26 protein-coding genes are annotated in these 24,629 nt (G+C 62.5%); 6 read left to right on the forward strand and 20 right to left on the reverse strand.

The window, feature by feature from the left end; genetic code table 11:
- From PAF12_RS13700 to PAF12_RS13715, 4 genes are read right to left on the reverse strand one after another with little or no spacing between them, the layout of a single operon-like run.
- Entirely contained in the window at positions 1-789 is a 789-nt protein-coding gene (locus PAF12_RS13700; protein ID WP_271107541.1) for an ABC transporter permease, read from the reverse strand.
- A complete protein-coding gene (locus tag PAF12_RS13705; protein WP_271107542.1) occupies positions 786-1,637 on the reverse strand; it encodes an ABC transporter permease in 852 nt (283 codons plus the stop codon). Before PAF12_RS13705 ends, PAF12_RS13700 begins: the two co-directional genes overlap by 4 nt.
- A complete protein-coding gene (locus tag PAF12_RS13710) occupies positions 1,634-2,695 on the reverse strand; it encodes an ABC transporter ATP-binding protein (RefSeq protein WP_271107543.1) in 1,062 nt (353 codons plus the stop codon). The genes PAF12_RS13705 and PAF12_RS13710 overlap by 4 nt, the downstream gene beginning before the upstream one ends.
- 60 nt (positions 2,696-2,755) lie before the next feature.
- Complete coding sequence (locus PAF12_RS13715) at positions 2,756-3,781, reverse strand: ABC transporter substrate-binding protein (protein ID WP_271107545.1); 1,026 nt, start codon at positions 3,779-3,781, stop codon at positions 2,756-2,758.
- A 104-nt stretch (positions 3,782-3,885) separates the two neighbouring features.
- On the opposite strand from PAF12_RS13715, the gene PAF12_RS13720 reads away from it, so the two are divergent.
- From PAF12_RS13720 to PAF12_RS13730, 3 genes are read left to right on the forward strand one after another with little or no spacing between them, the layout of a single operon-like run.
- Complete coding sequence (locus tag PAF12_RS13720) at positions 3,886-4,467, forward strand: MarR family winged helix-turn-helix transcriptional regulator (RefSeq protein WP_271107546.1); 582 nt, start codon at positions 3,886-3,888, stop codon at positions 4,465-4,467.
- 4 nt (positions 4,468-4,471) lie between these two features.
- Positions 4,472-5,659 carry an alpha-hydroxy acid oxidase gene (locus tag PAF12_RS13725; protein ID WP_271107547.1) on the forward strand — a complete coding sequence of 396 codons (1,188 nt, stop codon included), beginning with the start codon at positions 4,472-4,474 and terminating at the stop codon, positions 5,657-5,659.
- Positions 5,653-6,600, forward strand: a complete 948-nt coding sequence (locus PAF12_RS13730) for an aldo/keto reductase (RefSeq protein ID WP_271107548.1) — start codon at positions 5,653-5,655, stop codon at positions 6,598-6,600. Before PAF12_RS13725 ends, PAF12_RS13730 begins: the two co-directional genes overlap by 7 nt.
- Positions 6,601-6,645: 45 nt before the next feature.
- Here PAF12_RS13730 and PAF12_RS13735 read toward each other — a convergent pair whose 3' ends face one another.
- The 6 genes from PAF12_RS13735 to PAF12_RS13760 all read right to left on the reverse strand — a co-directional run bounded on the left by PAF12_RS13735 (position 6,646) and on the right by PAF12_RS13760 (position 12,480).
- The gene (locus PAF12_RS13735) at positions 6,646-8,400 is read right to left on the reverse strand and encodes a cobalamin-dependent protein (protein ID WP_271107549.1); all 1,755 of its coding nucleotides are present in this window, start codon (positions 8,398-8,400) and stop codon (positions 6,646-6,648) included.
- 59 nt (positions 8,401-8,459) lie between these two features.
- Positions 8,460-9,377, reverse strand: coding sequence for an aminotransferase class IV (locus tag PAF12_RS13740; protein ID WP_271107550.1), 918 nt, complete (start codon positions 9,375-9,377; stop codon positions 8,460-8,462).
- 23 nt (positions 9,378-9,400) lie between these two features.
- Positions 9,401-10,210 (reverse strand): amino acid ABC transporter ATP-binding protein, encoded by an 810-nt coding sequence (locus PAF12_RS13745; protein WP_271107551.1) that lies wholly within the window; start codon positions 10,208-10,210, stop codon positions 9,401-9,403.
- 38 nt (positions 10,211-10,248) lie between these two features.
- A complete protein-coding gene (locus PAF12_RS13750) occupies positions 10,249-10,914 on the reverse strand; it encodes an amino acid ABC transporter permease (protein WP_271107553.1) in 666 nt (221 codons plus the stop codon).
- A gap of 3 nt (positions 10,915-10,917) precedes the next feature.
- Positions 10,918-11,583, reverse strand: a complete 666-nt coding sequence (locus PAF12_RS13755) for an amino acid ABC transporter permease (protein ID WP_271107554.1) — start codon at positions 11,581-11,583, stop codon at positions 10,918-10,920.
- An 84-nt stretch (positions 11,584-11,667) separates the two neighbouring features.
- A complete protein-coding gene (locus PAF12_RS13760; protein WP_271107555.1) occupies positions 11,668-12,480 on the reverse strand; it encodes a transporter substrate-binding domain-containing protein in 813 nt (270 codons plus the stop codon).
- Between the two features lie 203 nt (positions 12,481-12,683).
- Here PAF12_RS13760 and PAF12_RS13765 point away from each other — a divergent pair, with 203 nt between their 5' ends.
- The 3 genes from PAF12_RS13765 to PAF12_RS13775 all read left to right on the forward strand — a co-directional run bounded on the left by PAF12_RS13765 (position 12,684) and on the right by PAF12_RS13775 (position 16,175).
- Positions 12,684-13,391, forward strand: coding sequence for a GntR family transcriptional regulator (locus PAF12_RS13765; RefSeq protein ID WP_271107557.1), 708 nt, complete (start codon positions 12,684-12,686; stop codon positions 13,389-13,391).
- Entirely contained in the window at positions 13,388-14,866 is a 1,479-nt protein-coding gene (locus PAF12_RS13770) for a sulfatase-like hydrolase/transferase (protein WP_271107558.1), read from the forward strand. Before PAF12_RS13765 ends, PAF12_RS13770 begins: the two co-directional genes overlap by 4 nt.
- A gap of 271 nt (positions 14,867-15,137) precedes the next feature.
- The gene (locus PAF12_RS13775; protein ID WP_271107559.1) at positions 15,138-16,175 is read left to right on the forward strand and encodes a ParB N-terminal domain-containing protein; all 1,038 of its coding nucleotides are present in this window, start codon (positions 15,138-15,140) and stop codon (positions 16,173-16,175) included.
- Positions 16,176-16,202: 27 nt separating this feature from the next.
- Here PAF12_RS13775 and PAF12_RS13780 read toward each other — a convergent pair whose 3' ends face one another.
- From PAF12_RS13780 to cobA, 10 genes are all read right to left on the reverse strand, one after another.
- Positions 16,203-17,255: a tyrosine-type recombinase/integrase gene (locus tag PAF12_RS13780; RefSeq protein WP_271107560.1), complete on the reverse strand. Its 1,053-nt coding sequence runs from the start codon at positions 17,253-17,255 to the stop codon at positions 16,203-16,205.
- 212 nt (positions 17,256-17,467) lie between these two features.
- Positions 17,468-17,695: a hypothetical protein gene (locus tag PAF12_RS13785; RefSeq protein ID WP_271107561.1), complete on the reverse strand. Its 228-nt coding sequence runs from the start codon at positions 17,693-17,695 to the stop codon at positions 17,468-17,470.
- Between the two features lie 48 nt (positions 17,696-17,743).
- Positions 17,744-19,306: a cytochrome D1 domain-containing protein gene (locus PAF12_RS13790; protein WP_271107562.1), complete on the reverse strand. Its 1,563-nt coding sequence runs from the start codon at positions 19,304-19,306 to the stop codon at positions 17,744-17,746.
- Entirely contained in the window at positions 19,281-20,489 is a 1,209-nt protein-coding gene (nirJ, locus tag PAF12_RS13795) for a heme d1 biosynthesis radical SAM protein NirJ (protein WP_271107563.1), read from the reverse strand. The genes PAF12_RS13790 and nirJ overlap by 26 nt, the downstream gene beginning before the upstream one ends.
- A complete protein-coding gene (locus PAF12_RS13800; protein ID WP_271107565.1) occupies positions 20,477-20,971 on the reverse strand; it encodes an AsnC family transcriptional regulator in 495 nt (164 codons plus the stop codon). The genes nirJ and PAF12_RS13800 overlap by 13 nt, the downstream gene beginning before the upstream one ends.
- Positions 20,968-21,417: an Lrp/AsnC family transcriptional regulator gene (locus PAF12_RS13805; RefSeq protein WP_271107567.1), complete on the reverse strand. Its 450-nt coding sequence runs from the start codon at positions 21,415-21,417 to the stop codon at positions 20,968-20,970. Before PAF12_RS13805 ends, PAF12_RS13800 begins: the two co-directional genes overlap by 4 nt.
- The gene (locus tag PAF12_RS13810; protein ID WP_271107569.1) at positions 21,414-22,406 is read right to left on the reverse strand and encodes an Lrp/AsnC family transcriptional regulator; all 993 of its coding nucleotides are present in this window, start codon (positions 22,404-22,406) and stop codon (positions 21,414-21,416) included. The genes PAF12_RS13805 and PAF12_RS13810 overlap by 4 nt, the downstream gene beginning before the upstream one ends.
- Entirely contained in the window at positions 22,406-23,554 is a 1,149-nt protein-coding gene (locus PAF12_RS13815) for a cytochrome D1 domain-containing protein (protein ID WP_271107570.1), read from the reverse strand. The genes PAF12_RS13810 and PAF12_RS13815 overlap by 1 nt, the downstream gene beginning before the upstream one ends.
- Positions 23,551-23,850: a cytochrome c gene (locus PAF12_RS13820; protein ID WP_271107571.1), complete on the reverse strand. Its 300-nt coding sequence runs from the start codon at positions 23,848-23,850 to the stop codon at positions 23,551-23,553. The genes PAF12_RS13815 and PAF12_RS13820 overlap by 4 nt, the downstream gene beginning before the upstream one ends.
- On the reverse strand, positions 23,843-24,625 hold the full coding sequence (gene cobA, locus PAF12_RS13825; RefSeq protein WP_271107573.1) for a uroporphyrinogen-III C-methyltransferase: 783 nt from the start codon (positions 24,623-24,625) through the stop codon (positions 23,843-23,845). The genes PAF12_RS13820 and cobA overlap by 8 nt, the downstream gene beginning before the upstream one ends.
- Positions 24,626-24,629: the final 4 nt, after the last annotated feature.

The following is a 24,629-nucleotide window of genomic DNA, read 5'->3' on the forward strand; positions in this document are numbered from 1 at the left end:
TCAGACAAATTTATGAAAACCTGTCCAGCGCTCAGCCAGAACCAGCACGATAACGGTCGCGATGATCAGCAAGGTCGAAACCGCCGCAACGCCGGGATTGACGCCCATCTCGACCGAACTGAAAATCAGGATCGGCAGCGTGGTCTGTCTGGCACTCGCCAGAAAGATCGTCACTGGGACGTTTTCCATCGAGGTGACGAAGGCAAACAGCGCACCCGCAACCAGACCGGGCTTGATCAGCGGCAATGTCACCAGCCGGAACGCCGTCGGTCCGTCAGCACCCAAGACCCGCGCCGCCTCTTCGACCGACAGGTCGATCCCCGACAGGCTGGCCAGCGCGGAGCGCAGGATATACGGAACCGTAATCACCACATGCGCGAGGATCAGCACCAGAAAGCTGCCCCGCATCCCGACCAGCGTGACATATTGCAGCATCGCCACCCCGATCACCACGGCCGGAACGATCAGCGGCGCCATCAGCAGCGAGGTGATCGCCTCATGCCCCGGAATGGCCTTCCTGAACAGGCCATAGGCCGCCGCGACACCCAACACCAGCGACAGCACGGTCGAGCTGACCGCAAGGATCAGGCTGTTCTTGATCGCACGCAGATAGGTCGGATCGCTCAGCACCTCGCCGAACCATTTCAGCGTCCAGCCCTGCGGGGGAATGGTCAGGTAAGAGGTCTCGCTGAACGAGGTCAGGATCACCACCAGCACCGGAAGCTGCAGGAACAGAACAACCAGCAGGGCGAATATTCTGATCGGGATCGTCGGTTTCAGATCGCTCATGCCATGCCCGCCCATTTCTTGGTCAACCGGTTAGAAAGCCAGATGATGAATATGGTTGCAAAGGCCAGCGCAAAGGACAGCGCAGACCCGCTCGGCCAGTCGAGAAGCTGCATATATTCATCGTAAATCAGCGTCGCCATGACCTGATATGTCGGCCCGCCCAACATGCGCGGCGTGACAAGCGCCGAGATCGTCAGAACGAAGACCAGAATCGACCCGCCGATGATCCCCGGCGCGGTCAACGGGAAGGTGACCGACCAGAAAACCCGCACCCGGCTGGCACCAAGACAGGACGCCGCGGACTCCACGTCGCGGGGGACGTTTTGCAGGGCCGCGACCAGCATCAGCACCATGAACGGCAGATAGATATGGGTCAGCCCGATCAGCAGCCCGGTCATGTTGAACATCAGCTTCAGCGGCGTTTCGATGATGCCCAGATCGATCAGCAGGTTGTTGACAACCCCGCGATTGGTCAGCAGCACGATCCAGCCGAAGGACCGGACGACGAGGTTGAGCATCAGCGGAAAGATCACCAGCAATGTCAGCGGCAAACGCCATCGCGGGTTGCCGCGCACGATCAGATAGGCGACGGGATAGCCGGTCAGAAGGCACAGGATCGTCACGCTGACGCCCAGCACCAGCGTACGCAGCACCACCTCGCGATAATACCCGTCCGTCGCGATCCTGAGATAGTTTTCCAGCGTGAAGCTGCCCGAAACGATGCCCTGACCGGGTTGGTATTCCTGAAAGCTCGTGGGAAGCAGCAGGATCAGTGGCAGGACAAAGGACAGCAGCAGCACCACCAGAAGCGGCGCAATCAGCAGCCATGCGCTGCGCCGGCCGGTCATGCCACCGATCCTTGCGGCAACACGATGACATCTCTCGGGCGAACCGACAGATAGACCGCCTGGCCCGGCATAAGGGCCGCGGCCTCGGCTGACGACGCCACTTCCACCACCATCTCCGCGCCCTGCGGCAGTCTGATGACCAGCTGAACCTGCGGACCCGAGAACGACCGCAACGCCACCGTTCCCGCAAGCGCGTCTGCCTCGGGCGAGGACAGAACCTGTATCGCCTCCTGCCGGATGAAGACATCGACCTCGCTGCCCTCGGGCAGCTCCAGCTTCTCGGGTTTCAGCGACAACCCTTCGCCAAGCGCGACCGCACCGCTTTCGACACGCCCGGTCAATTGGTTCGGCTTCCCGATAAACCCGGCGATAAAGGCGTTCGCGGGCTGGCTGTAGATCACCTCCGGCTTGTCAAGCTGCTGGATCACGCCGCCATACATGACGCCAACCCGGTCAGAAAGGCTCAGCGCCTCGGCCTGATCATGGGTGACGAACAGCGTCGTGATGCGCAGTTCCTGTTGCAGCCGCTTCAGTTCGATCTGCATTTCGTCACGCAGCTTGGCGTCGAGATTCGACAACGGTTCGTCGAACAAAAGGATATTCGGCTGCGGCGCGATGGCGCGTGCCATTGAAACACGCTGCTGTTGTCCGCCGGAAAGCTGGCGGGGATAACGGTCGCCGTAGCCGCCAAGCCGGACCATGTCCAGCGCAGCATTGACGCGCTCTGTCAGATTGGCACCGGATTCCCCCTTGCGGCGAAGGCCGAAGGCCACGTTCTCGAACACGGTCATATGCGGGAACAGGGCGTATGACTGAAAGACCAGCCCGACATTGCGCTTGTTCGGCGGCAGGCGCGTAACGTCGCGATCGCCGATCATCACATGGCCCTCGCTGGGGTCGAGAAGCCCGGCAACCATCCGCAGAATGGTGGTCTTGCCACAACCGGACGGCCCCAGCAGAGAGACGAACTCCCCCTCGGCAATCTCGAACGAGGCGTTCTTGACGACTTCGATCTTGCCGTAGCGCTTGACGATATTCTGCAGTGTAAGCTTGCTCATCCCGTCCCCTTGAAAGGCTGACTGAAACGGCCCCGGATGGTGTCCGGGGCCGCAAAGGTATCAGCGCAGGACTTCACGCTGCCAGCGGCGCGTCCAGTCCGGCATGACGACGGCCATGTCCGCGGGATCAAGAAACAGCATCTGTTCCGTCTGTTCCGGGCTGGGAAGCAGGTCGGACAGATCATCGGACAGCTCGACCTTGCGGTTCACAGCGCCGATCACCTGCGCTTCAGAGAAGCATTTCTGCGCCTCGACGGACAGGATCGTGTCGACAAGCGTCATCGCCAGATCGGCGTTCGGCGCGCCTTTCGGGATCGAGATGGTCGGCCGAATACCGACCGCGCCCTCTTCCGGATAGGCGACGGCAAGCGGAAGACCGCCCTTGATGGCCACGCCCGCACGGTCCGGATACCACACGGCAAGATCAATCTCGCCCCGCTCAAACAGGGACACGACCTGATCGGCCTGCGTGTGCAGAAGAACCGCAGATTTCGCCAGCGGCGCTATTTTCTCAAGGCCGGGCGTCGGGTCTTCCAGCGTACCGCCCTCCATCTCGTTCACGGCGGCCAGGAACTGCCAGCCAGCGGTTGCCGAGACATCCCCGATGGTGACGCGCCCCTCATATTTCGGATCAAACAGATCATTCCAGGAGGTCGGCGCTTCGGAGACGGTATCCTTGTTATAGACGATCGTCGTCGCGCCCAGCATGGCAGCGACATAGGCGTCATCCTTACCCCATGCGCCGTCGATGATGTCTGGCGCATTGCTCAGCTTGCTGCGGTCCAGCGGAATCAGCAGTCCCTCATTCGCCATCTGCACGGCGAACGCATCGTCAGCGAAAACCAGATCCATATCGGACTGCCCCGCCGTCGCGCGCACCGATGCCGCGTGCTGGGCCGAACTGGCAGGCTTCAGGATCACCGACGCCCCGGTCGCCTCGGTAAAGGGCGCGATATAGCAGGTCTGCACGTTATCTGCGAATGAACCACCGAACGCGCCGACAACAAGTTCCTGCGCCAGTGCGCCGGTCGCGGTTCCTGCGACAGTGATCGCTGCGGTCATCGCGAAAGCGAATTTCTTGGACAAAACATACCTCCCAGTTCGTTAATGTCCCCGCGAGCCTGAAACGCTGCGGTTGGTCAATCTTTGCATATAGCTTTTGAAAAAGATACTAAAAAGATATAAAACAGATGCACCTGTCGCGCGGATCGGTGCAAGATTACGGGAATGCTCAGCGTTTCGAAGGCGTGAAATTGGACGAAAAAACGAACCACTATCTGAAGAACGACCGGATCGGACGAGGACTGAAGATGTGGCATCGCGAGATGCCGCAGATCGACAGCAGCGGAAAAGCCGTGGTCGGACGCGTCCTCCACCTGCACCAGCTTATAGAAGAAAAGATCAACCGTAACCTGTCGCGATTCGGTCTGAAATATCCCAGCTACGCGATACTTGCGACAATCCGCGTCAGCGGCGCACCCTACCGGATGACGCCCGGAGAGTTGCTGTCATCAATCGTCCTGTCCTCCGGCGGTCTGTCGAATTTACTGCGCAAGCTGGAAGCGGAAGGCTATGTGCAGCGCAGCGGCGCAGAAGGCGACGGTCGCAGCGTGATTGTCCAGCTGACCGAAAAAGGCGTTTCCCTCGCCGAACGCGCAATGGCCGCCCATGCGGAACTGGAACTTGAGATCATCGCCACGCTGTCAACCGAAGAGCGTGACGACCTGGCGCAGCTTCTCAGCGGTCTTGTCGCGGCCAATAATCTGGGCTGATGGAATGGGCAGACCGCGGAACGCGATAAACCTCGACGATATAGAGCTTTCCGCACGCCGCTACCTGCCGGGTTTTCTGTATGATTTCATTGCCGGGGGCGTCGACGGCGAAGCCGGGCTTGCGCGCAATCGGCAGGCTTTCGAACGCTACCGGCTTCTGCCGCGTTACCTTCGCGATGTGTCGAAACGCAGTCTTGAGACACAGCTTTTCGGACGGCGATATTCAATGCCCTTCGGCATCTCCCCGACCGGCCCGGCACAGATTTTCCGACGCGACGCCGACCGCTTTCTCGCAGCGGCGGCGCGGGAGGCAGATATTCCGTTCGCGCTGTCGGGTGCCGCTGGCGCCTCGCTTGAGGATATCGCCCGGATCGCACCGGACCATGCGTGGTTCCAGCTTTATCCGGCGCGCGACCGGTCCATCACTCACGACCAAATCCGCCGTGCCCGCGACGCCGGGATTGCAGCCCTCGTCCTGACCGTGGACACGCCGGTCACACCCAAACGGGAGCGCCATCTCCGCAACGGGATTTCGGTTCCGTTCCGCCCGAAACCGTCACACTGGCCCCGGCTGGCCCGCGAAGTCCTGAACCATCCCGCCTGGTTCCTCCGCTTTCTCAGCAGTGGCGGCATCGAAACCATGAACAATTGGCGGCAATACGCAGCCGAGAACGCGACGCCCTCAGAAGTTATGGCATTCTTCTTCGATCAGGCGTTCGTCCCGGGAAAGACAGGCACGCTTGTCTGGCGCGATGTGGAGGACATCCGTAGCCGCTGGCCGGGTCCGCTGATCGTGAAGGGCATCTTGCACCCCGCAGACGCACGACGCGCCGTCGACACCGGCGCAGATGCCGTCATGCTGTCAAATCACGGCGGTAAGGCGCTGGACGAAGCGCCAGCCCCCATCGAAATGCTGCCCCGGATAAGGGCAGAGGTCGGGGCAGAGATCCCGCTTCTCGTCGACAGCGGCGTGCGGCGCGGATCGGACATCATCAAGGCCCTGTGCCTCGGCGCGGATTTTGTCTTCGCCGGACGCCCGACCCTCTACGGCGTCGCCGCGGACGGTCAGGACGGCGCGCGCAAGGTTCTGTCGATCCTGCGGCAGGAAACCGATCTGGTCATGGCCGGAATCGGCTGTGCCCGGATAGCGGAACTGGGACCAGAGTTTCTGGAGGAGAAGACGGGATGCTGACAAGACGGCTCGGCCGGTCCGATCTCATGGTGCCGCCGGTTGTGTTCGGCGGCAACGTGCTTGGCTGGACCGTGGACGCGCAGAAGAGCTTCCGGCTGCTGGACGGCCTGATCGACCGGGGCCTCAACATGATCGACACGGCCGATGTCTATTCCAACTGGGCAGAAGGCCATGAAGGCGGCGAATCCGAAGCATTGATCGGCGACTGGCTGTCGATGCGTGGCGGGCGCGACCGGGTCATCGTCGCGACCAAGGGCGGGATGCGAATGGGCGAAGGACGCGAGGGGCTTTCCGCGCGCTGGCTTACGCAGGCCGTGGACGATTCGCTGCGCCGCCTGAAGACCGATTACATCGATCTCTACCAGCTTCATCAGCCCGACGATAAGACGCCGACCGAAGAAACCGTGCAGGTCATGGCCCGGCTGATCGACGCCGGGAAAATCCGCTTTTTCGGCGTTTCAAACTTCAGCGCTGCCCAGATCAGCGACCTGCTGCGCGTGAGCCATGATCTGGGACTGCCAAGGCCGGAAAGCGTTCAGCCGGAATTCAATCTGATCGCGCGCAATGAGTTCGAAGGTACGTTGGCCGAATTGTGCCAGCGCGAAAAGCTGGGGGCCATCAGCTATTTCGCACTCGCCGCCGGGTTTCTCAGCGGCAAATACAGAAGCCAGGCCGATCTGAAAGGTGCGCGCTCGGCCCGCGTCGCCTCGTTCATGAACGAACGGAATTTGCGCATCCTGCAAAAGCTGATCGCCGTGGCGGAGGCAGAAGGGATCTCCCCCGCAGCAGCCGCGATTGCGTGGATCAGGACGCAGCCCGCGATTACCGCGCCTATCGCCAGCGCGACCAGCATGGCGCAGCTTGATGAAATCGTGATCGCCGCGCGCCACGAACTCGACCCGCAGTCACTTTCGATCCTCAACCGCAGCGACGCGCCCTGACGCTTCGGGCGCAGCGTGGCCACGCGCCGCAGCCGGTCAGCCAGATCAAACCGCCGCAGCGGTTTTCGTCGCAGCCACCTTCCGCAGGAAGGCCGCCATATCGTCAAGGTCGCGACAGGCGCCGACGCCAAGCTGGTTGATCTCTTCGGTCACGTCGACCGGAAGGCCGGAATTGGAATCCTTCGGCACCTCGTTCAGGCGTCCGCCCACCATGACCGGCAGGTCAACCCCCTGAGCTTCGGTTTCCTTCAGAACCGCGCGCGAATAGCCAAGTGCGACGCCGTTATAGGTGCTGAATGCAATCACATCGGCCCGGCCCTCGATCGCGCGCGCGACCAGCTTCTCCGCGTCGATCGCGACACCCGCATCGACAATCTCGGCACCCAGCCCGATCAGCGCCTGTTCGACGAGATACTTGCCATGTTCATGAACATCCGTCGTTCCGATGCACACGCGAAGCGGCGCGGCAAGCCGGTCCTGCCCGGCCACCCAGGCCTCGGCCTTGTGGTTAAGTTCGCGCGCCCACTCCGCATGAATGAGCGGGACACGCCCACGCGGTCCCTCGGCTCCGGGACCGAACAGCGCCTCCATCCGCTTCGGACCCATCCGCCGGATCGCCAGCATCAGGGCCGCCGGATCATCCGCCGGAACGCCGCGATCTGCCAGCCCCCGAAGCGCCGTCTGCGCAAAGCGCCGCCCCCCGGCCACCAGTTCATCGGCCATCGCGGTCACCTTGCCCCAGTCGAGCAGCGTGTCATAGAACGGCGAATGCTGGGCCAGCCGATGCGCGAATATCTGGGCATCGATGATTTCATCGACATCCGGTATCCGCTGGTTTTCGGTCACCGGAACCGGGTTGACGGCATGACCAAGCGGCCAGCGCCCGAGCGCGAGCGTATCCGCCAGCAAATAGCTGGCAAGGCTCGCATAATTTCCCGCAGCCGTTGACTGATAGGAAACGGTGTTGCCGAAAATCATCGTGCCGGGCGTATCGGACACCTGCGCCAGTGCGGCATGGAATGCGGCGCGCGACAACGGATCGCTGAAGTGATGCCCATAGCAATGGCTAAGCCGCGCGCCGATCAGGTCTTCGACGATATGTTTCTCGATCAGCACCATCCCAAGCGCACATGCCATGTCGATGAACAGGCCCGCAAAGCCGTCATCGAGGTTGGAATGGACGAGTATCTCCGCCTCCTGCCCGGCAATCACCCCAAGCGCCGTGACCGTCGCCTCGGTCGTGGCAACGTCGTCGTCCCAATAGGGCAAGCGAAACGTGAAATACTGGCCCAGATTGCCAAGCGAAGACGCACCTGCCGCCAGCGCTGCACAGGTATTCTCGACCGCGCCCGGCAGGCCAAGCATGAAATCCCCGAAATGCGAAGCGGCAGGTGCCGCATGGGTGATCCGGGCAAAGTCCTCCGGCGCGTTCAGCACGATCCCGGTGCCACGCATCGCTGAATCGCGCCGCTCCTTCGGATAGCCCATCGACCAGTCCAGCGTGATGCCGAACCGGTCGACGGTCACGCCTTCCTGCCGGCATTTTTCATGCACCTCCCCGATGGCCGAGATCGTCCGGTCGACATTCCGAAACCCGATATGCGCATGCTGCATGATCCGCCCGGTGCCGGAAACGCGACGCTTGTATTCAGCCTCCGAGGCCACCCCCTGTTCGGTCAGGAACGGACAGGAACCGAACGACCAGCCGCGCGCCAATTTGCGCCCCGCGGCCAGCAGATCGCGGCCCGGCGTCAGGGCAGGATCAATCAGGATGCGGGAATCCGGGCTGACATCTGGCATTTCTTCGTCCCCTTATCGCAGTATCGGGCAGAGAGAGCGGACATATTGTCCCGCCCGTCTCAGTTACAGCTTTCCCTGACCCAGTCCCAATAGACCCTGGCCGCCCGCCGTGTCAGTTCGCCGGGTTTGCCATCGCCGATCACATGGCCGTCGATTTTCGTCACTGGCGTGATCCCGCCCAGGGTGCCGGTCACGAAGGCTTCATCGGCAGAATAGGCCTGCGTCAGGGTGAAATCCTTCATATGCGCCGCGCCGATCTTTTCGGCCCACAAATCGAAGACATGGCCCCGGGTGATCCCGTTGAAGGAATAAAGACCCGGCGAAGTCCACAACTCCCCCTTACGGATAATGAAAAAATTGGTCGAGTTACAGCTTGCCACCAGCCCCCGCTGATCCAGCATCAGGGCTTCATCGGCGCCAGCCGCAATGGCCTGAATCAGCGCCTGAATGAGATTGAGCCGGCTATGGGAGTTCAGACGCAGATCAAACACATCCGGCGTCGAGCAACGGAACGTCGATGTGAACAGCGACAGCCCGTTCTCCGACAGCTCCGTCCTCGGCTTCTTTATCTCGGCCACGATCACCACGGTCGCGCCGGAGGCCATGAAACGCGGGTCCTGGTTCGGCGTGGTCTTGCGTCCGCGCGTGATCATAAGACGGATATGCGTGTTGTCCGCAAACCCGTTCTTTTCACAGGTTGCCAGCACCGCCTGCACCACCTCTTCACGGCTCATGCCAATATCCAGCGAGATGGCGCGCGCGCCCTCGAACAGACGGTCCATATGCTGGTCAACCGACAGAAGCCTGCCATTCACCAGCCGCAACCCCTCCCAGATTCCATCACCCAGAACGAAGCCTGCATCGAAGACGGAAACCGTCGCCTTGTCGCGATGCACGAAATCGCCGTTCACATAGATCAGGGCGTCGTCATTGCGGGGATCGCCATCATAGGATTGAGCACTGGAAGCGGGATTCATGACGGGCCTTTCTGGCTGAAAACTCAGAGTGAAAATTCGGACGACCGGGCGACGAAGGCACGGGTCAGTTCCTTTTGCGGGCTCTTGAAGACCTGTTCGGCTGATCCGGTTTCATGCACGACACCGTCATAGAGATAGATGACATGGGTCGCGAAGCGATAGGCGAAGCCGAGCTCATGGGTCACCAGCAGCATCGTCCGCCCGCTCTCGGCCAGCGTCAGGATGGTGCGCAGCACCTCCCCCACAAGCTCCGGGTCGAGCGAGGATGTCGGCTCATCGAACAGCAAGACCTCCGGGTCCAGGGCAAGCGCGCGGGCAATGGCAACCCGCTGCTGCTGACCACCCGACAGACGGCCCGGATACACATCCAGCTTGTCGCCAAGACCGACCCGCTCCAGCTCTTCGGCGGCACGTTCGCGCGCTGCGCGTCGGGGGCGGTGCAACACCGAAACCAGCCCCTCCATCACGTTTTCAGCAGCGCTCATATGCGGGAAAAGATTGAACTGCTGGAACACCATGCCGACCCGCTTGCGCACCGAGATCAGCTCACGCTCGCTATAGCTGACCGTTTCCGACCCGTCCCGGCCGGTGCGGGTCGTTCCGATCCGCTCACCATCAAGGATCACCTCGCCGCCGGTCGGCAGTTCCATGAAGTTCAGACAGCGCAGCAGCGTGCTTTTGCCCGACCCCGAGCCTCCGATAATGGCAATGCGGTCACCACGTTTCACCTCAAGATCGATGCCTTTCAGCACATCGAGGCTGCCGAATGACTTTCTAAGCCCGATGCAACGGAGGATCGTTTCGTCGGTCAGGGCAGCGGCGGTCTCGGTCATCTGCGGGGCTCCTGTTATTTCGTCTTGCGCGATCATCGTCAGGCTCTCCTGCGCATCCGGCGCTCAAGCGCGGCTGAGGTCCATGTCAGCGGATAGATCATCACCAGATAGACAAGGCCGACCGTCGTCAGGATTTCCAGCGGACGGTAATAGGTCGAGGACAGCATCCGGCCCTGATACATCAACTCCTGAACACTCAGGATCGAGGCCAGCGACGTGACCTTTGCCACCTCGACCGCCCGGTTTGTGAAAGCTGGCAGCATCCGGCGGAAGACCTGCGGCAGGATCACCCGGCGGAAGGTCGCGGACCGGCTCATGCCGATGGCCTTCGCACCCTCCCATTGCCCCCGCTCGACCGACTGAATGCCGGAGCGGTAGATTTCCCCGGAAAACGCAGCCGTATTCAGGCTGATGCCAAGAACCGCGGCGAAAAACGGGGTAAGCTGCGCCCCGATCAGGATCGGAAACGCATAGAAGAACCAGATCAACTGGATCAGGGCGGGAATATTCCGGAAAATCTCGACAAATGCGCGCCCGATAAAGCGGAGCGGCCATGAGGACGAGATCCGCATAAGTGCTACGAAAAACCCGATCACCAGCCCCACGGCAAGGCAGACCGCCCACAGCTCCAGCGTGACGATGACCCCACGCCACAGCACGGGCAGGATATCGACGACAAGAGAGAAATCGAACTGATAACCCATGCCTCAGATCTCCTGCAGCCGGTCTTCGGCCATCCTTGCAAGCGACGACAGAAGGTAAAGCAGCGCGAAATAGATCGCCGCCAGCAGCGTGTAAGTTTCGAGCGGACGATAGGTGATGGAGGCGATCTGCATCCCCTGATACAGAAGCTCCCCATAGGCGAGCGTTGAAGCCAGCGAGGATGTCTTAACAATCTCGAAGGACCGCTCCACGAACGGGGCAACCATTCGCCGCGCCGCCTGCGGAAGGATGATCCGGCGCAAAGCCTGCCGCCGCGACATGCCAAGCGCCGTCGCGCCCTCCCACTGTCCTTTCACGATGGACTGAATGCCGCCGCGCAACACCTCCGCATAGAAGGCGCTGGACTGGGTCGCCAGCGCAATGACCGCCGCTTCCAGCGGCCCCAGATTCACATCCGCCACGACCGGCAATGCGTAATAGACCCAGAAGAAATGCACGATACCGGGGGTGTTTCGGTAGAACTCGATATAGGCGGTCCCGATTATTCTCAGCGGCAGCAGGTGAGACATCCGCATCGCCGCAACGATCCCTCCCCCGACGATGCCGAACAATATCGCCAGCACCGAGATCGCGATCGTGCCCCACAACCCCTCGGCCAGCATCGGCCAATAGGCGAGCACCGCGCCAAAATCCCATTGATATTGCTGCATTCAATCCCCCGCCGCAGGAGCGACGCATCGGTCGCGTCGCTCCGCAGGATTATCTGCCATACTCAGAAACGGCGCCGGCCCCGATCAATCCCAGTCTTCCTTGACCAGCCCGGGCACGGTTTTCGGGTCCAGACCCTTGGTCGCAAGATAGGTCTCGAACATCTCTGTCGTCTGGCCGCTCTCATACGAATTGGTGATGAACTCATTGACCCAATCCTTGAACGAGGGATCGTCGGCCTTGGGCAGCCCGACCGAGGTCGGAACCGCATGGATCGGCTTCGGCAACACCACGCTGCCGGTGCCAATGCGCGAAACCTGCACGATCAGGGCCGGATGGAACTGCGACACGGCATCGACGCGGCGCGAGGCGAAGGCCGCGACCGCCTCATCATTGGATGCGAAACGCTCGATCTTCGCTTCGGGCAGCGTCTCGGTCAGCAGGCGATCCACGCTGGTCCCAAGCGTCACGCCGATGCCCGTGCCCTCGACGTTCAGATCCTGCCATTCCGCGACTTCCATCCCGTCCTGAATAAGCGCGCCCATGGCATAGTAGAATAACGGGTTATCGGGAAAATCGATCGCCTTCTTACGCTCCTCCGTCGGATCGAGGACGAACATCAGGTCAATTTGCCCGGCCTGAATCGCCGCAACCGAATTTGCCCAGGTGGTTTCGACGGGCGTGAATTCGACACCCAGTTCCGCGGCCATCGCCTTGCCCATCTCGACCCCGACGCCGGTCCATTCCTGCGAGATCGGATCCTTGTAAAACCACGGATCAGCCGCCGCCATGCCGACGCGCAGCGCACCCCGCTCGGTCACCGTCTCCAGCGCGGTCTGGGCCGCGACCGGCAGCGTCGTCGCAAAGGCTATTGTCGCAGCCACCACGGCCCGCATCATTGATCGCTTTGAAAACATTCGGTTCCTCCCATGAACACCTGTTTGCGTTATGGCCGAAAGAAGGCGCATCCAGCCATCGCTTATTGTTGACAATCTGCTGTCGGCAAAATTAAATCAAGAAAAAAGTTAACCCTTGTGCGAGTGTTTGCGTGGGCTATCAGCATCACGCAGAAGTCGAATAGCAAAGCGGACGAGGAGACGCCGTGGCACTGGCAGAATCAAGAACCGGGATCGGGCAACTCCAGCGGACGACCTTCCGCAGACAGATCGTCGACGCGCTGCGGGCATCGATCATCAGCGGCGAACTCGCCCCCGGTGCGCCGGTTGTCGAAGCAGAGATGGCCCGCATCTTCGGCGTAAGCCGCGGCCCCCTGCGCGAAGCACTCGGCGAACTCATCAAGGAGGGGCTGCTCGTCACCGTACCCTATACCGGCACCCATGTGGTCGAATTGTCCCTGCAGGAGGTGAACGAAATCTTCTCGCTCCGCACCGAACTGGAAGTGTTTGCCTTCCGGCAGGTATGGGACCGGCGCGACGCCGCCTATCGGACAGAGCTGACACAGCGTCATGAACGCCTCCTCGCCTGCATCGAAAAGGGCGATGATGAGGCAAGCATCGCCGAAGAACTCTCCCTCCACAGCCATGTTTATGAAAGCTGCGGCCACTCTCTGCTTCTCAATGTCTGGAACGGCATGCGCGGAAAGCTGCAGCTTTACTGGGCCGCACATCATCGCGCGCATCGTCGGCGCGGCCCGCTGGCGACCGGGCATCTGCGATATGTGGAACTGGCACAGGGCGATGATCTCGACGCCATGATCGCGGAGATCAGGGACCATATGGTCAGGGGTTTCAGCCGCACCGAAGCCTTCCTGCGCGAACGGGAAACCAGAAAACAGGAAGACACCCCATGACCGGCACAGATCGTCCCGATGTTCTGCTCATCACCGTCGATCAGTGGTCGGCCCATATGCTCGGCGCGGCAGGCCATCCGGTGATCCAGACACCCACGCTGGACGAGCTTTGCCGTAATGGCACACGCTTCACGAATGCCCATAGCGAATGTCCGATCTGCGTACCCGCCCGCCGCTCGCTCATGACAGGCGCGTCGTCGCGTCGCCACGGCGACAGGGTTTACGACGATCAGATGCCGATGCCGCCCGAAACCCTCGCCGCCTCGTTTTCCGCCGCCGGATACCAGACCCACGCGGTCGGCAAGCTGCATGTGTTTCCGCAGCGGGACCGCATCGGTTTCCACGATGTCCAGCTTGAGGAAGAAGGCCGCGCCCAATACGGCGTGATGGATGATTACGAAATCTGGCTGGGCGACAAGGGATATCCCGGCCAGCAATTCGATCATGGCATGAGCACGGACGGCTATGTCCACAGGCCCTGGCACCTGCCCGAAGAACTCCATGTCACGAACTGGTCCACCCAGCAGATGATCCGGCAGATCAAACGCCGCGACCCGCTCAGACCGGCATTCTGGTATCTGGCCTACCGCCACCCGCACCCGCCGCTTGTGCCGCTGCAAGCCTATCTCGACATGTATCGCGATATGGAGATTGAGGCTCCGATAACCGATGATTGGGACGCGACACAGGATCTGCCCTTCGCGGTCGCCTCCAAACGGAAGCGCGGCGAAAAATACTCGGCGCGCCAGATCGCCGAAATCCGTCGGGCCTTCTATGCGCTCTGCACCCATATCGACCACCAGCTGCGGCTGATTATCGGCACCCTGCGCGAGGAAATGCTGCTGGATAACACCATTATCCTGTTCACATCGGATCACGGCGATATGCTGGGCGATCACGGGCTCTGGGCGAAAAGCCTGTTCTATCGCGGCTCGGCCAATGTGCCGATGATCCTCATGGGGCGCCCGACCGACACCGCGATCGGCATCGGCGCCGAGGATGACCGGCTCGTCACGCTGGCCGATGTCATGCCCACGCTCCTGTCGCTGGCCGGTATCGAAGTCCCTGACAGCGCCGACGGTCGCCCGATGATCTCCGAAAGCCCGCGCCAGATGATCTATGGTGAGTTCGGCACGGGCAGCGATGCAACGCGCATGGTCCGTGATGCACGCTACAAGCTGATCTATTACCCTGTCGGCAACAGATGCCAGCTTTTCGACCTGCAATCCGACCCGGATGAGCGGCACGACCTCGCCGGCACGGCCGAATATACGGAAACCCTGGACCGGCTCACCACCACCCTGATTGCCGAGCTTTACGGCAGCGATCTGGACTGGATTCGCGACGGCAAATTGATCGGCCTGCCCGACAAGCCTGCCATGCCCCGCCAGAACCGGAACCTGTCAAGCCAACGCGGCCATCACTGGCCACCGCAAAAACACTCCAACATGCGCCAGTTGCTGACAAGCGCATGACCCGGACGCGTGCGATCTGATCCAACCGACCCACTGGCCGGATAGCGATATGCCCGGCGTATAGCGCGACCTGCACCGGGCCGAATTTCAGGTTCCGGTGTGGCGCATGGGGCTGAGGGGCTGGCGGCTCCGGGTCGCGCTCTGCAACGACCGCAGCGTTAAAGATTGCGACATCATTCTCCCCGATACTCCCCCCGGCCCTCGGTTGCCCGACGATCAACGCTCTGGCAGCCACGGACATGATGGCCTGATCAGCAGATGGAGTAGGCAGATGGATAACTACGGGCGTCTTGAAACCCCGAGCGGCGGCGACCTCGAACGGATCGAGGAAGAGTTTCGCCGCGAAACCTCGGATCGACCAACCCCGGAACCAGTCGCGCAGGTTGCGGCAGAGAGCACAGCACGGCTGAAATCCGCGCAAGAACAGGGCCTGTTGATGGTCGAGATCCCGCTCGACGAGATCGACGAAGGCGCCATGATCCGGGATCGCATGACAATGAGCGAGGAGGCGATCACGGAACTGCGACTGTCCATCGCTGCACACGGTCTGCGGTTGCCCATTGAAGTTTTTGAAATGGAAAACCCCGGTGCGGCTGGCCAGCGCTACGGTCTGCTGTCCGGCTATCGCCGCCTGCTTGCGGTGCGCGGCCTGCTGGAGCTGACCGAGGCGGAGAAGCACCGGACCATCCGCGCCATCATCCGACCCCGGGCAGACACCGGCAGCGCATTCATTTCAATGATCGAGGAAAACGAGGTTCGCGAGGAACTCAGCCATTTTGAACGCGGCCGCATCGCTGTCATCGCCGCCAATCAAGGTGCCTTCGCCAATACCGAAGATGCCGTGGACAAGCTCTATGCGACCGGCTCCAAGGCCAAACGATCAAAGATCCGGTCTTTTGCGCTGATCTTCGAGGAACTCGGTGACATGCTGCAGTTCCCCGAGCGCCTGTCCGAGAAGCGCGGCCTGCGTCTGGCGGCGGCGCTGCGGCGCGGTGCGGAAACGGAGCTGCGCAGTCTCTTGTCCCAGCACACGCCAGAGAATGCGGACCAGGAATGGACGATTCTGGAACCTGCCATCAGCGATCTGGAGGCCGCACCGCGCGACACCAGCAGGGGCGGCAGGCCGCGCTCAACTCCGCCTGTGCGATATGGTTGGACTGACGACCAGACATTGGTGACCTCGGCGGGCATCACCATCCGGCGCGCGCGGGACGGACGGGGCCATATCCTGCGTTTTGAGGGCGAGGCGCTGACCGTCGAACTGATGGATAGTCTGATGCTGGAAATACGTTCGTTGCTGGAGAAATAGGTTTCGCGGCGAAACTTGGCGGAGGGGTCAATCCTCCAACAGATCGGTCGCCGGATTATCCTCGATCTCGACATCAGCATAGTAGCTCTGCGCCTGCTGGACGGAGCGGTGCAGCGACAACTGCATCGCCGCTGCAATCGGGGCGCCGTCGCGCGCGGCTTGGGTCAGGAAACCCGATCGCAGCCCGTGGGCCGAGGCGAAATCGGGCGGGTAGCCGGCCAGTTCCAGCCGGTGACGGACAATGCCGCGAATGCCGTCCGGGGTGATCCGGCGGGGCAGGGGCCGGTCGGCGAGGCTGATCGGCCGGAACAGCGGCCCGTTATCGAGCCGCGCCAGCCCGATCCAGCCCAGGACCGCCCGCGCCGCCCGCCCCTTCAGCGGCAGGCGCGGCGCGCGCTCCGGACCAGTGGTCTTGGTCGAGAGCAGCCGGATGCGGATCAAGCCTTTCTCGGTGAATTCGCGGGCATCGATATCGTCGACATTCAGCCCGGCGATCTCTGACCGCCGCCGCCCGCCCGAGGCCCAGCCGAGCATCAGCACCGCGCGGTCGCGCATCCCGCGATGACTGCCATCGCAGGTCGCCAGCATCGCCTCCAGCACCTGCCGGGTGATGGGATGGGCCGATTTCGGGGTCCTTTCCCGCGCCGCTGCCCGCCTCGCCCGGCCACGGGCCTGCCGGATCAGCGGCGCCTCGAACGGCGAAGGCAGGTTGCGCATCCGGTGAAACGCCCGCCACGAGGCGATGCGCCGGTCCAGCGTCGCCGGGGCCGGGCAAGCGAGCGTCCTGCGCAGCCCGGCGGCGATCAGCGCGTCCGCCACGGCACGGGCCTCGCCGTCGCTGTCGGTGAGGTCGACCGAATGATCGAGCACGAAGCGCAGCGCCACCTCCTCCGCCTCCGGCCAGGCCAGCGGTGCTGCGAAAGCGGTCCGTTTCCAAGCGCTGATATAGGCCAGATCCCGCTCCCAGGCGCGCAACGTGTTTTCCGGGGTGCCGCGACGGTAAAGATCGGTGAGCAGTCCGGCATCGCTGCTGAAAAGCGTTGCGGGCAGGGGCAGAGCAGGGGGATTTGGCGTGCGCATGCGGGGATTATGGCGCGCTATTGCATCATAGCCAAGAGCCGCGATAAGAGTTATTTATCGCGGATACATGGTCAAGATGCAGCATGCATATGTGATCGTCGTTCGTTTTTACTGTGATGATACAAAGCAATACTGCAGCCATACCACGCAGCAGAAGCTTGGGACCGCAGAGCCTGATCCAGCGGTTCTGTCGCAATCTCTGTGGCCGAACCTCACTCCGCCTCGTCCATCAGGCCGCGCACCCAATATCCGGTTGCAAGTGCCGCCGGGATGCCCAGAGGGACTGCGCAGATCAGGGCTGTCACCGGCGGGAGTGCCTGAAAGCCGAGTGCCTGGCCCATCAATGCGAGCATGAACAGGTTGATCGCCACGGCGAGCATTGCGAAGGGGTAGAGAAGCAAGGCCAGCTTCCAGACCGGCCACCTGCCGTCGCGGCTCATGACACGGCCCCCGACACCGGCGAGCCGCCGACCGCTTCGGTTACAGTCCTAATGGCTGGTGCCTTCGGAAAAGGTGATCTTATTCCAGACATTGTATTTCCCTGACGGCTTGTTCATGGGCAGACGCATCACCTCTTCCAGCGTTGCCGCATCATAGACGATCACGGCACCGTCCTCCTCCCAGACAGAGACCAGCGCATATCGCCCGTCGCGCGTGAACTCCACATGCGCAACCGTGGCGCCGGGTTCGGGGCGGAGCGTTTTCACGATCTCCAGCGATTGCTTGTCGATGACATGCATGACATCGCGATTCGGGCCAAAGAAGACGTCGGCCCAGAAATAGGGGGTGTTTTCGTGGCTGCGCAGGAAGAAGCCGGGGCCCTCGGTTTCGATGGTGCTCACCAGTTCCCAGCTTTCCGTATCGATGACCGAAATCTTGCCTTCCTTCAGATGCGGCGTGGCCATCACGCGCCGGTCGCCCCTGTCCCAGCTGATACCGGACCCCAGATGCGGCATACCGTTCAACGGCAGCTCGGCAATCTCCTGCCCGACGGTGAGGTTGACCACCACGGCGCGACTGCCGTCGCGCGCCGCGCCGATCAGGTTTCTGTAGTCGTCGGAGAAGAAGAAATCATCCAGCGGTTCGGCGATCTCGATCCGGCGCCGGGCGAAGAGGCCCTCGGAGGACGGGATGGCCTCCACCATATCCTTTTCATAGCTGTGGACGAACCCTTCATAGACCGCCGCCGCGTCCGGGTCGGTCGCAACCTCCCAGATCTCGGCCGCGTCCTTGAGCGCGAGGATGAAGGAGTCGCGTTGCGGTGCCTGGTAGACCGCGGAAACGCGGCTTTGCGTTCCGTCCCTGGCGATGATTGGCATGACCTTGACCGGCGTCAGATCATCGGTCGACAGGATCGCCAGTGTCATCGGCAGGTAGTTGGCCACGGCGAGCCATTTTCCGTCGCGGCTGATCGCGATATTGCGGCTGTTGAGCCCGGCGCGCACCCGGCCCACTTCCTGCAGCGACCACAGGTCGTATTTCTGCACCCAGCCATCGCGCGACATGATGAAGACGAACCGCCCGTCCGGGCTGAATTTCGGCCCGCCATGCACGGCGAACGGCGTCGGGAACCGGTCGAGCACCTCGAAACTGTCCCCATCCAGCACGGAAACATGATGATCGCCGGTTTCCACCACCAAGGTGATGTTCATCGGATCGGCGGACCAGATCGGCGCATCGGCCGCCTCATATCCGGTGCTCATCTCCCGGCTGGCCGTGATGTCGATGTCGGTCCAGTCCGGCACGACGTCCAGCGGCGTCGTCAGATATTCGGTCAGGGCGGCGATCTGATCCGCTGTCAGCGCTTCGGCAAAGCCGGGCATCTGTGTGGCCGGGCGACCGAGGGCGATCACCTCGTCCAGAACCGGTCCCCGCATCCGGCCAAGCGTTTCCGGGATCAGCGCCGGTCCCAGCCCACCCAGCCGGTTTTCGCCGTGGCATTCGGCGCAGTGGGTCCGGAAATCCTCATCCGCTTCGGCAAGGGCCTGGGTGGGCGGACATAGCAGCAGTGCGGCTGCGGCAGCCCTAATCGAAATTATGAACCGGGTCATGTCGTTTACCTCGGAAGGGGGTGGTTTCCAGACGGGGGGCTTCGGTCACGCCGATCTCGTCCCCGCTCAGGTAACAGGCGGGGTCCTCGGCCCAGGGATCGCCGGTCAGTTGCAGCGCCCTGATCCGCGTGTTGCCGCCGCAGATATCCTTCAGCTTGCAGGCTCCGCAGCGACCCTTCAGCGGGCGGGGCCGGGTCCGCAGGACCGCCAGCATGGGATCGTCCCCCGTCCAGATCTTTGAGAACGGCGTCTCCTTCACATTGCCCACGGTGTAATCCGACCAGTAAGTGTCGGGATGCACATCGCCGAGGAAGTCGATATTGGCCACGCCGAGACCCGACGAATTGCCCCCCCAAGCCGCCAGATGCGCGCGCAGATGCGCCGCTTTCCTCGCGTCGAAATTCCGCCGGACCCAGTGCAGGAAATAGCCGGCGTCGGCGTCGTTGTTGCCGGTCACGATATCCAGCATCTGGCCGCCCGTTTCCCCCTCCCACGCTCGGGCGATCAGCAGGTCCATTGCCCGGCGGCTGCGCGTGTGTCTGGCATCCTCGCCGCGGTTCTTATCGCCGCGCCCGGCATAGACCAGATGCGAGAGGTAGAACTTATCCACGCCTTCATCGTCGCAGAACCGCAGAATATCGGGCAGGCATTGATGGTTGCCCTCTGTCAGGGTGAACCGCACACCCACCTTGATGCCACGCGCCTTGCATGCGCGCACGCCACGCAGGGCGTCGTCAAAGGATCCCTCAACGCCACGGAACCAGTCATTCGTGGCACCGATCCCATCGATGGAGATCCCGACATAGTGGAACCCGATCTCCGCCACCCGATCCGCCGTCTCGCCAAATATTCCGGTGCCATTGGTCGAGAGCGCAAGCATCCGCGACTTGCCGCGGGCATGGGCGGCAATGTCGAAGAAATCATCTCGCGACAAAGGTTCACCACCCGACAAGATCAGCCCCGGCACGCCCATCCGGCCAATATCGTCGAGCACCTCAAAGGCCTTTTCAGTGGATAGCTCGCCGGGAAAATCGACATTCGCCGACACCGTATAGCAATGCCGGCATCTGAGATTGCAGCGACGGGTCAGGTTCCAGATCACCACCGGCTTGACCGGCCCGTGGCGCTGCCTGACCGGCGTCGGTTCGACCAGTTGGCGCATATATTCGCTCAGTCGGAACATGCCGCTCCTTTCCGGCGGAGCCGCAGCCCCGTCTTTTTCAGGATCCGTGTTGAATAGAGAATGTCATTCGCGCGCGATGCGGCGCCCAGAAGCGTGGCGATCCGGGCCCGCTTCGCCTCGACTTCATCGCGTGTTGTGCCATGCACCATTGCAAAAAGATTATATGTCCAGTCAGGCGGCGCACGGGGGCGTTCATAAGCATGGGTCACAAAGGGCAGCGCGCCGACCTTCGCGCCCAACTCCGCCACGCGGGCATCCTCGACATCCCAGACCGTCATGCCGTTGGCCGTCATGCCCAGCCGATAATGGTTGGGCGCAATGGCAATACGGCGGATGACACCACTGTCCTGCATCGCCTGCAAGCGTTGCAGCAAGGCGGCTTCCGACAGGCCCAGCGATGCGGCGGCGGCGGCATAGGGGCGCGCTGCCAAGGGCAACCCGCCCTGCAGCGCCCGGACGATATCCCGATCCGTAACCGTCATGCCGCCACCCGAAAGCCGATGAAGAATTCCCGCCGTTTCGGAAAGCGCAGCACCTCGATCCCGGTTTCACGCGCGATCCCGTCTGCCGCCGCCGTGATTTCTTCCGGCGTCTCGGTCGCCAGGACGAACCACATATTCAGCCGATGCGCCCGCTGATAATTATGCGCCACCTGCGGAAATGCGTTGACCCGCTCTGCAATCTCTTCGAATTCCGCTTCCGGCGCCGCCATTGCACAAAGGCAGAATGCGCCGCCCATGGCCGCCGCATCGAAGAACGGGCCGAAACGCGTTATGGCACCGCCTGCCTTCATCCGCTCAAGCCGCGCGAGTAGGTCGTCGACGCTGGTCCCCAGCTCTGCGGCGATGCTGTCGAAAGGTGCGGGAACGAGCGGCAATCCCTCCTGCAAACGATTGATCAGGGCACGGTCTGTCGGGTCCAGTTTCATGCGGCCTCTCCTTTTTCCGACAGGATCAAGGCGCCGGTTTGTTTGAAGCAGCGGGTGGAGAACAGAACCTTGTGCGCCGCCCGGGCGAGCCCCGGCAGGGCCTGTATCCGGGCAAGTGTCGCCAATGCCTCCGACCGGCTGCGCGCGTGGATCATGTTGTAGAGCCGGTAATCCCAGATCCCGGCAACCGGCCGGCGCTCATAACACAGGGTCACGCCGGGCAGCCGGGCCAGAACCGGCCCGATCTCGGCACAGTCGTCGTGACTGACATTCCAGACGCACATCGCATTTGACCGCCAGCCGAGTGCCCGATGGCGCACGATCACACCGAGCCGGGAGATAACCCCGGCCTTGGCCAGAGCCGCCACACGTTCCAGCACCTCCTCTTCGTGGCGGCGCAGATGGGATGCGATGGCGGCCCAGGGGTGCGGCGTGAGCGGAAGGCCCCGGGTCAGGCATTGCAGGATCTCGCGGTCGCCCGTTCGCATCGCCGCGCGGTCCACGGATCGCGGCCCGGCCACAGGCCCGGCCTGTCCCTTCATGCAGAAACCGAGATCGACATTGAACGGTCGCACCAGCCGCAGGTCCAGCACCTGTCGGTCGGTGCGCTCGGAAATGCGGGCCAGAGCGTTATCCACATGCGTGCGATCCGGGCCCGTCACCACGAACCACAGGTTCCACGCGTCCTCCCGCAGGTAGGAGTGGTTGACGCCCGGCTCCTGCCCGATAATTCCGGCCACATGTTCCAGCTCATCCGGCCCGGCCTGCAAGGCTGCGAGCGTGCTGGCAGATACGATATTGGGCGCACAGGTTGCGCCGACGCGGGCGATCCGCCCGGCCTCCTGCATCCGTCCGAGCCGCTCCAGAACCTCGCATTCGCCGATGCTCAGCCGTGCGGCGAGAACCGCGAAAGGGGCCGGTATGACGGGAAATCCCCGCTGCCAGTCGTTCAGCAGGGCGGCATCGACGGGATCTGCGACGCTCTGCATTACAGCCCCGTCCGATGCGCACGGGCGGTGAAGAAGATGCCCGAGGGACTTTCGGCCTCGATCTCACCACGTTTTTCAAACGTTCTCGTGTCGTAGATCATGATCTTTCCGGCATCCCGGACCGATATCCAGACCTCGTTCCCGCGCGGCGTGAATTCCATATGCAGCACGGCAGGACCGGGCTTGAACTCATGGACCACCTGCTTGGTCACCGTATCGATCACCTGAATTGTGTCGTTCAGCGGATGGGCGAAATTGACCCAGACCTGCCGTCCATCCGGTCGGGCCATTGCAAAAACGGGCCGGCCATATGTCGCCGTGCGTCCTGTTTCGGTGAAATCGCGGGCATCCACCCACAGCACCTCGTGCCGTCCCACTGCAGGCAGAACGAACTCGGCACCCGTCGACGCCCATCCTTCCAGATGCGGCATCTTATAGACCGGCAAAGGCGCCTCGCCACGACCATAGCCGGGCAGCACCTGTATCGGCTCCGGCGTTTCGGCCCACAGATCCAGCGCGGTCAGCCCGTCCTCTCCAAAGAGCCCCGCGATGTAGGTCCGGCCATTTCCGGTCATCAGCGCATCATAGGGGTTCTGGCCAATCCCGGTGATTTTCGTGATGTCGGGATCGTCGCCGGACAGGTCGGCAATCCATGTCTCACCCGCATCCCAGAGGCTGAAGACAAATCGTCTGCCGGGCGCATCAGCCAGCCCGATGGTCTTCGACCCGGTCGGAATATCGGCCACCATGTCCAGCGTTTCGGCGTCGAAAATACGCACGCCGCCCGGTTCGTAATTCGACACGGCCACCAATGCGCCATCGTCGGAGATCGCGCCGCCAATGGCGTTTCCGGCCTGGACCACCCGGCCAGCGATGCGGCGTTCGGTGATGTCGACCTTGGTCAATCCTCCGTCACGACCAAAGACATAGGCGAAGCGTTCGTCCGGCGAATAGACCAGCGAGGCATGCGACAGATCGCCCAACCCCTCGATCCGGGCCAGAGCCGCCCGGTCGGACTGGTCGATAAGCAGGACGGAGCCGCTGGCGCGCTCGATCACCAACCCCAGATCGCCGGTGGCCACGGTCTCTGACATGGCGGCGGTCCCGGCGAACGCCAGTGCTGCGAAGGTCAGGATCAGGGGTCTCATTCGTTTTCTCCCGTTAGAAGATAATCGGCGATCCAGCGTGCCTCCTCGTCCGACATCAACGGTGCCCACGGCGGCATCGGCGTTCCGGGCACGCCCTGAAGAATGACGGAGGCCAGTCCGTCGCGGTCGTAATGGGCCAGCATGTCCGCTGTCAGCCCGGGGCCCAGACCACCCTTGAGCGTGAGCCCGTGGCAGGAGCCGCAATCCTGATGGACAAGCCGCCGGAGCGCATCGCCATCAAGATCCCCGGCCAGTGCCGGAGCACATGAGATCGCAAGGACCAGAAGGCTACGCATGCGCCGCCGTCATTGCCCGTGCCGCCATCTCTGACGGGATAGCGGTTTCGGAATAAAGCGAGACGACGCGGCCGATCACGAACAGAACCGGCGCTGTCAGCCCGGACAGACGAATGTCCCGGCCCAGCCGGTCGAGCTGGGATACGAGCCGCGTTTCCTGCACAGTCGTGGCATTTGCCACGGCAAGGACCGGTGTCGCGGGGTCGAGCCCTTCGGTCATCAGACCCACGGCGATCTGGCCGATATTGGCAACCCCCATATAAACGACGAGGGTGCAGTCCGGGTCCGCAAGCCGCTTCCAGTCCAGGTCGAGCACCTGTCCCGCCTGCCGGTGGCCGGTTACATATCGGACCGACCCCGCCAGCCCCCGATGGGTGAGCGGGACGCCGGTGGCGCTTGCCGCGCCCTGAGCGGCGGTGATGCCGGGTGCGTAGGCGACCTCGATGCCGCGCGCCGTAAGATACGCGGCCTCTTCCGAACCGCGTCCGAAAATCAGCGGATCGCCCCCCTTCAGCCGCGCCACGATGCGACCCTTCAGGGCCTGCGCCAGAAGGATGGCGTTGATCTCGTCCTGCGGCACGGAATGATGCTTCGCCGCCTTGCCGACCGCGATGCGTTCTGCCCTTGCCGGACATGTCGCGAGAATTTCTGGGGAAACGAGCCTGTCAAAAACCACCACATCCGCCTGCGAGAGCATGCGCATCGCGCGCAGCGTCATCAGTTCCGGATCTCCGGGGCCGGCCCCGATCAGATACACTTTTCCGGAGCTCGTCATGGCA

Origin of the sequence: Paracoccus sp. SCSIO 75233, from assembly GCF_027912675.1 — a bacterium.
GTDB lineage: Bacteria > Pseudomonadota > Alphaproteobacteria > Rhodobacterales > Rhodobacteraceae > Paracoccus.